This is a genomic window from Kitasatospora sp. NPDC029367 (assembly GCF_055569135.1).
Map to the genome: position 1 here is coordinate 1 of NZ_JBVHYH010000043.1, position 13,105 is coordinate 13,105.

Genomic DNA, 13,105 nt, shown 5'->3' on the forward strand with positions numbered 1-13,105 from the left:
CCAGCACGCCCCCCCCCCCCCCCCCCCCCCCCCCCCCCCCCCCCCCCCCCCCCCCCCCCCTCGCCCCCCCCCCCCCCCCCCCCCCCCCCCCCCCCCCCCCCCCCCCCCCCCGGCTACGGCTCAGCCCAGCGTGCAGGCGAGCTCTGCCTTGATCCTGTTTCGGAGGTCCTCCTGGGCATAGCACTGGCCGCTGTAGACGTCCTGGAACTGGGGGCTGATGAGGTGGACGTTCACGATCTCGGTCACGATGTTGACGTTCCCCTGAGCCACGATGGTGTTGTGCGCGACCGCCACCTGTCCCGTCGGAGCCGTCCGGGCGCCGATGACGCCGCCCTCACCGTAGATCAGGTTGGTGATCTTGGTGTAGATGGTCACCTCCTTGCCCTGGATGTTGTTGCCGACGATGGCGACCGACCAGTCCTTGTAGTTGCGCTGCCAGCCGAAGTGGGTCTTCTGATTCAGGGCCTGCACGGCGCCGTAACCGAGCACGGATACCCAGCGGTGCGGGAGCAGCGGGCGCCCGGCCGGGTGGTCGCGGGGCTTCGCAGGCTCTCCCGACTGCGCGGCCTCGTACAGGTCCTGGGTCCCCATGCTCAGGCGGTCCGCCGCCGAAACCACCTGGGGTGCGGCGCTGGCCGGCGCGGCGATGGCGCCGGTGACGGCCAGTGCCGCGACCGCGGCGACCGCGGCCGTCTTCCACTTCCCGCCGGGCCGCTGACTGATGGTCATTCTGTTACTCCTCGTTCTCATCCATCAACGAGCGCGCGGCACGCCGGACGCGCCCGCCGCCGGGCACCCCCGGCTCGCACCACTGTCGCCGACCCGTCCCCGGCACACATCAGTCATCTGACTGCAGGACACACCCAGGGCCTCGGCGGGTCTGTGCGGCGGGCGCCGCCGGCCGACAGGGCTGCGCCGGCGCCACGTTCTGTTCCGGCGGGCCGAGGGTTCCTTCTACCAGTGGCATTGATGCCGGGCCGTAGGTGCCGAAGGCGGCACTGCAGGCCGTCGCCATGGTCGAGCACGGTGGAGTGCCGGCGAGAACCCGCAACAGGGTGGACTTGCCGGCGCCGTTCTCCCCGATCAGACCGATCCGGTGGCCGGGGGAGGCGGTCAGGCAGACGCCGTCGAGGACGCGTCGGCCGCCGAGGCTGCGGACGACGTCATGGGCGAGCAGGGCGTGCTGGGGCACGGGGTGCCTTCCGAGGTGAGGGGTGGTGGGCCCGCCGGGCACGGAGCCTCGGGCGCGGGCCGGTCATATGTCGGCGGCTCACACCGCGGGGGCCGCAGCCTCCTTCAGCGTGCCGTCGGCCAGCCGGAGCCAGCGGTTCACTCCGATCTCGGCGAGGAAGCGCTCGTCGTGACTGACGACCAGGAAGGCGCCCCGGTAGGAGTTCAGGGCGCCCTCCAGCTGCCCCGCACTGACCAGGTCGAGGTTGTTGGTCGGCTCGTCGAGCAGCAGCAGGTGCGGGGCCGGCTCCGCGCAGAGCACGCAGGCCAGGGTGGCGCGCAGCCGCTCGCCGCCGGAGAGCACCCCGACCGGCAGGTGGGCCCGGGCCCCGCGGAACAGGAAGCGGGCCAGCAGGTTCATCCGCTCCGCCTCGGGCCGCTCGGGGGCGAACACGGCGAAGTTCTCCGCCACGGTGCGGTCGAGGTCCAGCAGGTCCAGGCGCTGCGAGAGGTAGGCGATCCGCCCGTCGTTGCGCGTGATCTCCCCGCCGTCCGAGGTCAGTTCGCCGGTGACCAAGCGCAGCAGGGTGCTCTTCCCGGCGCCGTTGGGCCCGGTAAGCGCGATCCGCTCGGGGCCGCGGATGCTCAGGTCGACGCCGCCGTCGGCGAACACCGGCCGGCCGGCGTGGCGCACCTGCAGTGCCTCGCCGATGAAGAGGTTGCGCCCGGCGGGTACCTGGGTGTCGGGCAGGTCCAGGGAGAGGCGCTGCTCCTCGCGCAGGGCGCGTCCGGCCTCGTCGAGCCGGGACTTGGCCTCGCTGACCCGGGCCGTGTGCATCTGGCCCGCCCGGCCTGCGGACTCCTGTGCGCCGCGCTTCATGTTGCCGGCGAAGATGCGGGGCAGGCCGGCGTTCTTGAGGTTGCGGGCGGCGTTGCTCGCGCGGCGTTCGGCGCGCTCGCGGGCCTGCTGCATCTCCCGCTTCTCCCGCTTGAGCTCCTGTTCGGCGTTGCGGACGTTCTTCTCGGCGACTTCCTGCTCGGCCCGGACGGCCTCCTCGTACGTGGTGAAGTCGCCGCCGTAGAAACGCAGTTCGCCGCTGCCGAGTTCGGCGATGTGCTGCATCCGGTCGAGCAGCGCGCGGTCGTGGCTGACCAGCAGCAGGCAGCCGTTGAAGTCCGCCAGCACGTCGTAGAGCTTGTGCCGGGCCTGAGCGTCGAGGTTGTTGGTCGGCTCGTCGAGCAGCAGCACGTCCGGGCGCTTGAGGAGTTGGGCGGCGAGGCCGAGAGAGACGATCTGGCCGCCGCTGAGCGTGCTCAGGCTGCGGTCCAGGGTGAGGTCGGCCAGGCCGAGACGGTCGAGCTGGGCGCGGGTGCGTTCCTCGATGTCCCAGTCGTCGCCGATGGTGGTGAAGTGTCGCTCGTCGACGTCGCCGGACTCGACGGCGTCGATGGCCCGGATGATCCCGGCGATGTCGAGCACCTCGGCGACGGTGAGATCGGAGGTGAGGGGGAGGGTCTGACGGAGGTGGCCGAGCCGTCCGGTGACCGACACCGAGCCGGTGGCGGGCTTGAGTTCGCCGGAGATCAGCTTGAGCAGGGTGCTCTTGCCGGAGCCGTTGGGGGCGACCAGGCCGATCCGGCCGGCGGGCACGGTGAAGGACAGGTCGTGGAAGACCGGGGTGTCGTCGGGCCAGGCGAAGGAGAGGTTGGAGCAGACGACGGCGGCGTCGGACATGGAGGTGACCTCGAAGGAGAGCGAGGGCGAGAGGGTGGACCTCTGCCCTGGGCAGGTGTGGGGAAAGGGGCACGACGATGCGGACCACTTCGGCTGCGGCGCTCGTGAAGCACCGGCCGGTGGCCGTCAGATCCGGATCTCACCCGGAGATGTCGTCGTCACCCGCCACGTCTGCCACTCCTCGATCACGCGAATACAGGTCACATCGAATGTAACAGACGTGGCGTGTCGCCGCGGGTCGAGAAGACGCGCCCCGGCCTGGCGCCGATCGACAACTGCTCTTCGCCGAAAGCCGTTTCACCGCGCCTGTGCTCGCCGGGACCGCATCCTCGCGGTCACGTCCGCCGGCGCAGGTCCGGATCTTCCGGGTCAGCCGAGGCGGTAGCGGACCGGGAGGGAGAGTGCGCCGCGGATGATTCCGGGGCCGATTCAGTCGAGGGAGTCGATCGGGACGGCAAGCTCCAGTGAGGCGGCGCAGATTGGCGCGGTGGTGGCACCCCGACAGCAACCGGTGCAGCACCTTGCGGTCATGGACTTGCGACGCCGGACGCAGGGGATGAGACGGGAGCGCGGAGGGCGTGGACGCTGGAGCCGTCGGCGAACGCGCCGTGCTCCAGGACGACGGTCGGCTTCGGGCCCCGGTCGGCGGCCGAGTCCTCGGTCGCGGCGTTCGCGGTGCCGGCGACGGCGAACGCGCTGACGGTGGCGATCGCACCGGCCGCGGCGACGGCCCCGGCGACGAAGCGGCGCAGGCGGTTGCTCTCGATGCTGAACATGGAAACGCTCCAAGGGGTTTGAGCAGCGCAGTGGATCTGGCGGTCCTCACTGTCGCCCTCGGGCCGTTCCCGGCGCATCGGTCATGTGACTCCATGCTTCCGGCCGTTCCGGCCGTTCCGGCCGTTCCGGTCCTCGGAGCCGTCCCGCCGACTTGCGTCAGGTGACTGATGTGCCGCCACCGCCTGGGCCACCACAGTGAGGGCGCCGTCCCCGATTCCGAGGAGAGATCATGAAACGACGGTTCCTGACCATCGTCGCGGCCTGTGTCCCCCTGGCCGCCGCCGCGGCCGTCTCCACACCGGTGAGCGCGTCGGCGTCCCTCGCCGTCGCCGGCCCCTCGTCCTACACCTGCGCTCCGTCCACGCTGCCGGCCCCGGAGGGCACCGCGGTGGAGTCCGTGACCGCGGCCGCCGTGCCGGCCGGCACCTTCCAGGTGCCCGGGGTCCCGCCGCTCGGCGGGGGCCAGGTGCCCGACGTCCCGGCGCACTGCGAGGTGACGGTCACGCTGACGCACCCCGGCGCGAACGACCACGCCAAGGTGAACGTCTGGCTGCCGCAGGCCGGTTGGAACGGCCGCTTCCAGGCGGTCGGCGGCAAGGCGTACGCCGCCGGGGACAACGGGGCCGGTCTCGCGGCGGCCGTCAAGCAGGGCTACGCCGCCGCCACCACCGACGCCGGCGTCGGCGGGCCCCTGGACACCGACTGGGCGCTGGACCCCGCCGGGCACGTCGACACCGCGCTGCTGGACAACTTCGCCTCCCGCTCCGCGCACGAGATGGCGCTGGTCGGCAAGCAGGTCGTGGCCGAGGTCTACGGCCGGGCGGCGTCCTATTCCTACTGGAACGGCTGCTCCACCGGCGGCCGCCAGGGCTACATGGAGGCCCAGCGCTACCCGAACGACTTCAACGGCATCAACGCCGCGGCGCCGGGCATCAACTGGAACCAGTTCGAGGTCGCCACCCTGTGGCCGCAGGTCGTGATGAACGAGGCGCACACCTACCCGACCGGCTGCGAGTTCGACGCCTTCAAGCAGGCCGCCCTCAAGGCCTGCGACAAGCTCGACGGCGTCGCCGACGGCCTGATCAGCGACCCGCAGCGGTGCGACTTCGACCCGCGGCGCCTGGTCGGCACGCGGATCGAGTGCGACGGCAAGCAGGTCACCGTCACCGAGGCGGACGCCGAGGTGGTCCGCAAGATCTGGGACGGCCCGCGCGACGTGAACGGCAAGCGGCTCTGGTACGGGCTGTCGATCGGCGCCGACTTCCTCCCCCTGGCGGCCACCAAGAAGGACGCGAACGGCGTCACCACGGGCGCGCCGTTCTTCGTCCCGTCGGTGTGGGCCGCCACGTTCGTGCAGGAGCAGCCCTCGTTCGACACCGCGAACCTCACCACCGCGACGTTCGAGGAGCTCTTCCGCAAGGCCCGCGCCGAGTACGACCCGGTCATCGGCACCCGGGACGCGGACCTCTCCGCGTTCCGCGACGCCGGCGGCAAGCTGATCACCTGGCACGGCGACGCCGACCAGCTGATCCCCACCGCGGGCACGGTCGACTACCGCAAGCGCGTGGACGAGGAGATGAGCGGCACGAGGAAGGTCGACGACTTCTACCGGCTCTTCCTGGCACCGGGCGTCTCGCACTGCGGCCTGGACGGTGGGAAGGTCGACGACCTGGCGTCACTGACCGCCTGGGTCGAGCACGGCAAGGCACCGGCGGTCCTGCACGCCACCCTGGCCACCGCCACAGGTGGGACCGTCGCCCGTGACCTGTGCCGCTACCCGATGGTCTCCCGCTACACCGGCCACGGTGACCCGAACGCCGCGAGCAGCTTCCGCTGCGTCCGCCCCTCGAGTGGCTGAGACCTGCGGTACGACAGAGTTCGGGTCCGTCCCCCGGGCGGGGACGGACCCGAACTCTGTCGTACGTGACCCGCTGCGCTCAGAGAGCCAGATCCGCCGCCAGACAGGAGAACCTGACCGCCAGCGCGTCGGGGTCGTGGGCGTCCACCGCCCGGTACGCCGACGGCACCGCCTTCTCCTCGACCATGTCCTCGAAGGCGACACGCTCCGGGAGCGTGCCGAACCGGGCCTTGCGGACCGCCGCCGCCTGTCCGTTCGTGCTGGGACCAGGATCACTCACGTCCGTACCTCCTGTGGTCGGCATGCGCGTGGCTCAGAGGTGGTCGGCGTCCACCACGGCCTGGGCGAAGGCCGTCGGCGCCTCCTGCGGCGCGTTGTGGCCGATGCCGTCGAGCAGGCGGTGCTCGTACGGGCCGGTGAAGAACCTCCGGTACCCGCTGCCGTCGGTCGTGGGGAGGAACGGGTCGAGGGCGGGGTCCACGGCGATGGTCGGCACGGTGATGGCCGGCCGGGCCGCGAGCAGCTGCTCGTAGCGCTCGTAGCGGGGCTCGCCGTCGGCCAGGCCCAGGCGCCAGCGGTAGTTGTGGATCACGACGGCGGCGTAGTCGGGGTTCTCGAAGGCCGTGGCGGTGCGCTCGAAGGTGGCGTCGTCGAACTTCCAGGTCGGGGAGGTCTCCTCCCACACCAGCCGACACAGGTCGTGCCGGTTCTGCCTGGTCTCCATGGCGATGCGGCCGCGGTCGGTGGCGAAGTAGTACTGGTACCACCAGGTGTGCTCGGCCTTCGGCGGCAGCGGGTTCCGCTGCGACGGGAGGTTGACGATGAGGTAACCGCTCACCGCCACCAGGGCCTTGACCCGCTCCGGCCACAGCGCCGCGACGGTGCCGGCGGCCCGCGAGCCCCAGTCGAAGCCGGCCAGCACCGCCTTGTGGATCTTCAGGGCGTCCATCAGAGCGATGACGTCGACGGCGATCGCGGCCTGCTGCGCGTTGCGGACGGTCGTCGGGGACAGGAAGGTGGTGGTGCCGTGGCCCCGTAGGTACGGCACGATCACCCGGTAGCCGGCGTCGGCCAGCAGCGGCGCCACGTCGACATAGCTGTGGATGTCGAACGGCCAGCCGTGCAGGCAGATGACCACCGGGCCGTGCTTGGGTCCGGCCTCGGCGTAGCCGATGTCGAGCACGCCGGCCCGGACCCGCTTGAGCTCGGTGAACGCGGTGTGGGTGCCCGGGGCGATGGTCGGGATGACCGGGGCCGGGCGGCCGGGCTGCTCGGAACCGGCCGCGAAGGCGGCCGGAGCGTTCGACGCCGCGCCGACCGACACCGCCGTGGCGCCCATGCCGAGGCCTACTGCCTTGGTGAACGTACGCCTGTTGATCATGTCCGATCCTTCCTGGAGGCCCGCTGGTGCCTCCACTGTTCTTCGGCAACCGGCGTGACACATCAGTCACATGACGTCGAGACGCCCGAAGAGGCGTAAGGCTCTGCCGGGCCGCCACATTCAGTCATTCGACTGTTTCCGCCGTGCTTCCGCTCGGTGATCCTCGAAGGAGCGCCGCGATGCCGGCGGATCGTCGTGTGCCGTCGTGTGTGCAATCGGAAGGTCTGGCCGTGAAGCAAACCCCCGTCGTCCTCATCCACGGTGCGTGGTTCCACAGGTCCTCCTGGGAGAGCTGGGCCGAACGGTTCACCGCGTACGGCTACGCGGTGTGCGTCCCGGACTGGCCCGGCGAGGCCCCCACCGCCGACCAGGTCCGCCGCGATCCCGGGCCGCTGCGCGACCTCGGGCTCGCCGCGCTCACGGCCCACTACGAGAGGATCGTGCGTTCCTTCGACAACCCGCCGGTGCTCATCGGGCATTCAGCCGGCGGTCTGATCGCCCAGGGCCTTCTCGGCGCCGGCCTCGGCCGCGCCGCCGTGGCCCTCGCGCCGCTGTCGGCCGGTTCGACCCGGCACCTGTGCTTCGAGCCGCTGTCCCGGACCTGGTTCCGGCACGTCGTTTCCAACGCGGTCGGTGAGGAGGAGGCCGCGAAGCTCTACGACCGGTACGCCGTCCCGGCCCCGCTCCGGCTGCTCACGGACCTCGGGCTCGATCGCACCGCCGCCGGGTCGGCCGACACCGTCGTGGACACGGCCGATTCGGCGCGCGGACCGCTCCTGCTCGTGTCCGGCCAGGAGGACCGGATGGTCCCGGACGCCGTGACCCGCTCGGCCTACAAGCTCTACGGCGATTCCTCCGCCGTGACCGATCTGAAGCAGTTCGCCGATCGGGGGCACTCCCTGGTGTTCGACAGCGGCTGGCGCCCGGTCGCCGACCACGTCCTCGCCTGGCTGGCCGCGAACGGCATCGAGGCCGCGGACGCACAGGGCTGAGCGCGGGCGTCAGACCTGCGCCGCGTCGGTCCGGCTCAGGGTGTCGGTCCGGCTCAGCGCGTCGCGCAGCGCCGCCCGGGCCGTGATGCCCAGCTTGGGGAAGATGCGGTACAGGTGTGAGCTGACGGTGCGCGGCGACAGGTGCATCCGCTCGCCGATCTCCTTGTTCGTCAGACCGCTGGCGGCCAGGTCGGCGATGCGGCGTTCCTGCCAGGTCAGCGAGGCCAGGTTCAGCGTCGAGACGCGGGGCGGGATCCCAGTGGCGCGCAGTTCGGCCCGGGCCCGCTCGGTCCAGCCGGCCGCGCCCAGCCGCTCGAACGCCTCGGCCGCCGGGACCAGGTACGGCCGCGCCGCCGCCCGGCCCTGGACGTGGCACACCCGGACGCCGTGCGCCAGCCGGATCCGGGCCAACTCGAACGGGAAGCGGGCGGCGTCCGGGTGGGACTCGGCCCGGACGAACATCTCGGCGGCCTCCCGCTCGTCCTCGGCGGTCATCGCCAGCGCGCCGTAGGTGATCAGCGCCAGGCGGGGCGACACGGACGGCAGACCGGCGTCGCGGGCGGCGAGGGCGTGCGCCCGGGCCTGCTCGACGCGTCCGGTGTGCTGGGCGGCCTCGACGAGATCGAGCAGGGTACGGGAGGCCTGATACGTGTAGGGCCGGAACGTGCCCGGCTGCGTGATCCCGATGGCGTAGAGGTAGGCGGCCTCGTAGTCGCCGGAGCCCAGCGCGGCGGTCGCGCCGGCGGAGTCGGCGACCTGGGTGAGGAACCCCAGTCCGCGTGGGCGGGCCCAGGCGTCCACCTCGGCCTGGAGGTCCCGCGCCCGTCCGACCTGTCCGCGCAGCGCCGCCAACTGGGCCAGGTACGCGCGGCTCTGGGTGGCGAACAGCTGGTGGCCGTGCTCGGTCGCCAGGTCCAGGCCGCGCTGTCCGGTTTCCTCGGCCTGGGCCCATTCGCCGGCCGCCATCTGGTCGAGCATGATCTGGTGCAGCATGACCATGCCGGTGGCCACGGCTCCGGTCTCCAGCTCGCGGTCCACGACGCGCTGCAGGTGGGGGCGGTAGTGGCTCAGGAGGTCGAGGTGGTACGCGGCCGCGCCGATCCGAGTGACGTCCCAGGGCTCCAGATTCGACAGGTTGGCGGCGGCGTCTCGCACCGGCCCGGCCCAGCCTGCCCCGTGCCTGGTCACATCGCTCCAGGTGTCGCTGAAGAGGCGCGGGCGTTCGGTGACGAGGTCGCTCATGGAGGCCAGGAGTTCGCGCGTGCTCTCCCAGACCGCGCGATCCCCGCCGAACTGACTGATCGCCAGGAGGAGGACCACCAGCCGGGTGAGGACCTCGTCAGGTTCGGCTTTGCCGACGGTCGACGCAGTGGTGCTGCCGACAGCCGGCGCAGCGGCTGTCCCGCGGTCCCGGAGCTTCTCGATCTCGGCCGAGACCTGGCGGTGCGTGGAGCGGACGTCCCCGTCCTGGTAGAGCGCCCGGTAGGCGGCCGCCAGCACCGAGGCCGGCGACTCCGTCGAGCCGGGCGCGAGGCCCGCCTGGACCAGCCGGTGCGCCTGGCCGAGGCGGGCGGCGTGACCGGCGACGAAGGCCGCGTCGGTCAGGCGCCGGGACCGGTCGGTGTGGTTCTCGCTGAGCTCGGCGGCCCGGGTCAGCCAGCTCACGGCCGCCAGCGCGCCGCCGCGCCGGGTCGCCGACTCGGCTGCCGCCTCCAGGACGTCGGCGACCTCCTCGTCCGGATCGACCGTCGCCGCCGCAAGGTGCGTCGCCCGGCGTTCGAGGTTCTCCCGGTGAAGCTGCGCCAGCGCCAGGTGCGCGGCGCGGCGCTGGTTGGGAGTGGCCATCCGCACGACGGCAGAACGTACGAGTGGGTGGCGGAAGACGAGATCACCGGTGACCGCGTCGCTGTCCAGCAGCCCGATGGCCACGGCCGCGTCGGCGTCGCGCATCGCGTAGCGGGTGCCGGGGACGGCGTCGGTGCCGCGCGGGGTTCCGGCTCCGTCGAGCGCGCCCGTCAGGAGTTCGGCCCGGACCCGCTCGTCGAGGGCCGCGATGCGGGCGCCGAACAGCCGTTGCAGCCGCCGGGGCAGCGGCACGCCGCGCTGACCGATGAGGTCTTCGAGCGGGAGGTCGCTCGACCGGCCCGTGAAGTGGGCGGGCAACTCCACCAGGGCCAGCGGGTTGCCCTGGGCCTGGTCCAGGACGATCCGGCGGGCCTGTCGGCCCAGATCCGGATACCGGTGGTCCAGCAGAAGTGCCGCCTCCTCCTCGGGGAGGGCGTCCACCGGCAGCTCGGGCAGTGCGGCGATGTCGAAGCGCGAGGTGAGGTCGGTGCGGATCGCGACCAGGAGCTTCACCGGGCCGCCCGCCAGGCGCCGGCCCACGAAGCCGCAGACGTCGGCGCTGGCGTCGTCCAGCCACTGCCCGTCGTCGAGGACCAGCAGCAGCGGCCGTTGTGCGGCCGCGAGCGACAGCAGGTTGAGAGCGGCGATGCCGAGCGTCATGACCGAGGGCGGATCGCCCTGCACCCCGCCGAACACGGCGTCGAAGACCGCCCGGGTCCCGTCGTCCAGCCGCTCGACGTCGGCCAGCAGCGGATGGAGGAACTGGTGCAGCCCGGCATAGGGCAGCTCGGCCTCCGCCTCGACGCCGGCGGCCCGGACCACCACGTGGCCCTCCTGCTCCGCCAGCGCGACGGCGTGGCTCAGCAGCGAACTCTTGCCGACCCCCGCCTCCCCGCGCAGGACGAGCGCCCGGCCCGTGGCGGACCCGAGGAACTCCGCGAGCTGCGCCCGCTCCTCCTCGCGGCCCACCAGCGTCGTGGTGACACCCCACCGCTGCGACCCAGTCATGCTCCGGCCCCTTCCCGCGTACGCCGACCACCGACCATGATCCCGGGAACGCGGGCCCTTCGAGCCCGTGTCGAACCCTGGCCCATACCCGGGCCGGGGCGGCCAGTGCCCCCTGACCCGCGGACCGCGAGCGGGTCGTCAGTCAAATGACTGGGGGTCAAGGGGGCTCCGGGGGCCGGTTGTGGAGTCTCCGGCACGTGGGCGACGGTCCTCTGGCGTTCTGAGGCCCCGCCGGTAACATGAGTCCTCCTCACGTTTGCGTCAGGAGGCTGTCATGCCGGACCGCTACGACCTACCGGCGGGGTTCCGCTGGGGTGCCGCCACCGCCGCCTACCAGATCGAGGGGGCGGTCGACGAGGACGGCCGAGGCCCCTCCGTCTGGGACACGTTCACCGCCCGCCCCGGGGTCATTCGCGACGGGCACACGGGGGCGGTGGCCTGTGACCACTACCACCGGTATCCCGAGGACATCGCCCTGATGAAGGGCCTGGGGCTGGACGGCTACCGCTTCTCCGTCGCCTGGTCCCGAGTCCTGCCCGCCGGTGCGGGCGCCGTCAATCCGGCCGGACTCGCCTTCTACGACCGGCTCGTGGACGCACTGTTGGAGGCGGGCATCACCCCGCTGCCCACCCTCTTCCACTGGGACCTCCCGCAGGCCCTGGAGGACCACGGCGGCTGGCTCGACCGCGACACCGCGTACCGCTTCGCCGACTACGCCGCCCTCGTCACCGACCGCCTCGGTGACCGCATCCCCGCCTGGATCACCCTCAACGAGCCCTTCGTCCACACCGTCTTCGGCTACGCCCTGGGCACCCACGCCCCCGGCCGCACCCTGATGTTCCAGGCCCTCCCGGCCGCCCACCACCAGCTGCTCGGCCACGGCCTGGCCGCCTCGATCCTCCACGACCGCGGCCTGGAGGTGATGCTCTCCAACAACCTCACCCCCGTCGAACCGGCCTCCGACTCCGCCGCCGACCAGGCCGCCGCCGAGGCCTACGACGCCCTCCACAACCGGCTGTTCACCGACCCCCTCCTCCTCGGCCGCTACCCCGACCTCTCCGCCCTCGGCGTCCCCGACGACATCTACGGTGCCGTGTGCGACGGCGACCTCGACCTCATCCACACCCCCGGCCTCGACGCCCTCGGCCTCAACTTCTACAACCCCACCCGCGTCGCCGCCCCCACCACCCCGGACCTCCCCTTCGACCTCGTCGACATCCCCGAAGCCCCTCACACCGCCTTCGGCTGGCCCGTCGTCCCCGACGCCCTCACCCGCCTCCTCCTCCACCTCCGCGACACCTACGGCAAGGCCCTCCCGCCCATCACCATCACCGAGAACGGCTGCTCCGTCACCGAGGAGACCGTCCCCGACCAGCCCCGCATCGACTACCTGGCCACCCACCTCGACGCCCTCGCCCAGGCCACCGCCGAGGGCCTCGACATCCGCGGCTACTACACTTGGTCCCTCCTCGACAACTTCGAATGGGCCGAGGGCTACCACCAGCGCTTCGGCCTCGTCCACGTCGACTTCGCCACGCAGAAGCGCACCCCGAGGGCCTCGTACGCCTGGTATCGCGACCTGATCGCCGCTCATCTAGCCAGGCACGCAATGTAGTTGGTCCTCAGTTGCTGCGGGATGTGCGGCCCCTCGGCGTTGGCCGAGAGGCCCTCTGGACGGCGCGGCCCGCAGCAGCTGAGCCCCGGAATCAAGGCAGAAGACAGCGTGTTCGACAAGTCCGTAGCCCGTCCCCAGTGATTCAGCTGCGGGTCGGTTGTGTAGGGAAGGGCGGCCTTGCGACTTCAGGCCCTCACCTCGCGTGTCCAGCCGGAAGGGTCTCGGTGCCAGGAGGCTCCTTGCCGCAGCCCGACGTGGCCACCCGGGCCCGTGGCCCGTGCTGTCCTGAGGATGCGAGATCCACTCGTGTACTCCCGGAGGCCCGGCGCGGAGGGGCGCCTGGCCGTGGTGCCGCGCGGTACGGCAAGGTGGGGTCCATGGCAAGTGTGGCGAATCCTGCGGCTTGGCGCTCTGTCCGCGAGGCGGCCTTCTCGCAGGTGTCCTTGGAGAGTGAAGGGATCACGCTCTCGGTCCTGGGTACCCGTGCCCTCCTGCTGTACCGGATTGATGAAGGTGAGCATCGCAGGCGGGAAGCGGTTGGTGCTGAGCAGTTGGACAGCATCCCCGTGTTGGAGTGCCTGCTCAGCCTTCCGGTTGACCTTCCTGTTCCGGTGGGCTCGCTCCCGCGGCGGGTAGAGGTTCGTCATCTCCCTCACGGAGCGGTCGAGTCGGACACGGAGCTGGTGACACGTCGAGCGGTCCGGCCGCTCGCCATTGACCTCGC

At 72.0% G+C, this 13,105-nt stretch carries 9 protein-coding genes and 1 pseudogene; 3 read left to right on the forward strand and 7 right to left on the reverse strand.

Annotated elements, in window-relative coordinates; all coding sequences use genetic code 11:
- Positions 1-120: 120 nt before the first annotated feature.
- From ACZ4W5_RS22565 to ACZ4W5_RS22580, 4 genes and pseudogenes are all read right to left on the reverse strand, one after another.
- The gene (locus tag ACZ4W5_RS22565) at positions 121-729 is read right to left on the reverse strand and encodes a hypothetical protein (protein WP_097238847.1); all 609 of its coding nucleotides are present in this window, start codon (positions 727-729) and stop codon (positions 121-123) included.
- Positions 730-1,030: 301 nt separating this feature from the next.
- Positions 1,031-1,192, reverse strand: a pseudogene (locus tag ACZ4W5_RS22570) (ATP-binding cassette domain-containing protein); the annotation flags it as partial.
- Between the two features lie 78 nt (positions 1,193-1,270).
- Entirely contained in the window at positions 1,271-2,905 is a 1,635-nt protein-coding gene (abc-f, locus tag ACZ4W5_RS22575) for a ribosomal protection-like ABC-F family protein (protein WP_465656462.1), read from the reverse strand.
- Between the two features lie 527 nt (positions 2,906-3,432).
- A complete protein-coding gene (locus ACZ4W5_RS22580) occupies positions 3,433-3,681 on the reverse strand; it encodes a hypothetical protein (RefSeq protein ID WP_465656463.1) in 249 nt (82 codons plus the stop codon).
- A 230-nt stretch (positions 3,682-3,911) separates the two neighbouring features.
- Here ACZ4W5_RS22580 and ACZ4W5_RS22585 point away from each other — a divergent pair, with 230 nt between their 5' ends.
- Positions 3,912-5,540, forward strand: coding sequence for a tannase/feruloyl esterase family alpha/beta hydrolase (locus tag ACZ4W5_RS22585; RefSeq protein WP_465656465.1), 1,629 nt, complete (start codon positions 3,912-3,914; stop codon positions 5,538-5,540).
- A 79-nt stretch (positions 5,541-5,619) separates the two neighbouring features.
- On the opposite strand, the gene ACZ4W5_RS22590 is transcribed toward ACZ4W5_RS22585, so the two are convergent.
- Together ACZ4W5_RS22590 and ACZ4W5_RS22595 are read right to left on the reverse strand one after the other, a co-directional pair.
- Entirely contained in the window at positions 5,620-5,820 is a 201-nt protein-coding gene (locus ACZ4W5_RS22590; protein ID WP_360240041.1) for a hypothetical protein, read from the reverse strand.
- A gap of 33 nt (positions 5,821-5,853) precedes the next feature.
- Positions 5,854-6,921, reverse strand: coding sequence for an alpha/beta fold hydrolase (locus ACZ4W5_RS22595; RefSeq protein ID WP_465656466.1), 1,068 nt, complete (start codon positions 6,919-6,921; stop codon positions 5,854-5,856).
- 230 nt (positions 6,922-7,151) lie between these two features.
- Between ACZ4W5_RS22595 and ACZ4W5_RS22600 the strand changes: the two genes are divergently transcribed.
- Positions 7,152-7,913: an alpha/beta hydrolase gene (locus ACZ4W5_RS22600; RefSeq protein ID WP_465656467.1), complete on the forward strand. Its 762-nt coding sequence runs from the start codon at positions 7,152-7,154 to the stop codon at positions 7,911-7,913.
- A gap of 9 nt (positions 7,914-7,922) precedes the next feature.
- On the opposite strand, the gene ACZ4W5_RS22605 is transcribed toward ACZ4W5_RS22600, so the two are convergent.
- On the reverse strand, positions 7,923-10,766 hold the full coding sequence (locus tag ACZ4W5_RS22605; RefSeq protein WP_465656468.1) for a helix-turn-helix transcriptional regulator: 2,844 nt from the start codon (positions 10,764-10,766) through the stop codon (positions 7,923-7,925).
- 274 nt (positions 10,767-11,040) lie between these two features.
- On the opposite strand from ACZ4W5_RS22605, the gene ACZ4W5_RS22610 reads away from it, so the two are divergent.
- Entirely contained in the window at positions 11,041-12,381 is a 1,341-nt protein-coding gene (locus tag ACZ4W5_RS22610) for a GH1 family beta-glucosidase (RefSeq protein WP_465656470.1), read from the forward strand.
- Positions 12,382-13,105: the final 724 nt, after the last annotated feature.

Coding starts and splice junctions, on each gene's coding strand:
- ACZ4W5_RS22565 (WP_097238847.1), bottom strand. CDS start 729: ATGACCATCAGTCAGCGGCCCGGCGGGAAGTGGAAGACGGCCGCGGTC.
- abc-f (WP_465656462.1), bottom strand. CDS start 2,905: ATGTCCGACGCCGCCGTCGTCTGCTCCAACCTCTCCTTCGCCTGGCCC.
- ACZ4W5_RS22580 (WP_465656463.1), bottom strand. CDS start 3,681: ATGTTCAGCATCGAGAGCAACCGCCTGCGCCGCTTCGTCGCCGGGGCC.
- ACZ4W5_RS22585 (WP_465656465.1), top strand. CDS start 3,912: ATGAAACGACGGTTCCTGACCATCGTCGCGGCCTGTGTCCCCCTGGCC.
- ACZ4W5_RS22595 (WP_465656466.1), bottom strand. CDS start 6,921: ATGATCAACAGGCGTACGTTCACCAAGGCAGTAGGCCTCGGCATGGGC.
- ACZ4W5_RS22605 (WP_465656468.1), bottom strand. CDS start 10,766: ATGACTGGGTCGCAGCGGTGGGGTGTCACCACGACGCTGGTGGGCCGC.
- ACZ4W5_RS22610 (WP_465656470.1), top strand. CDS start 11,041: ATGCCGGACCGCTACGACCTACCGGCGGGGTTCCGCTGGGGTGCCGCC.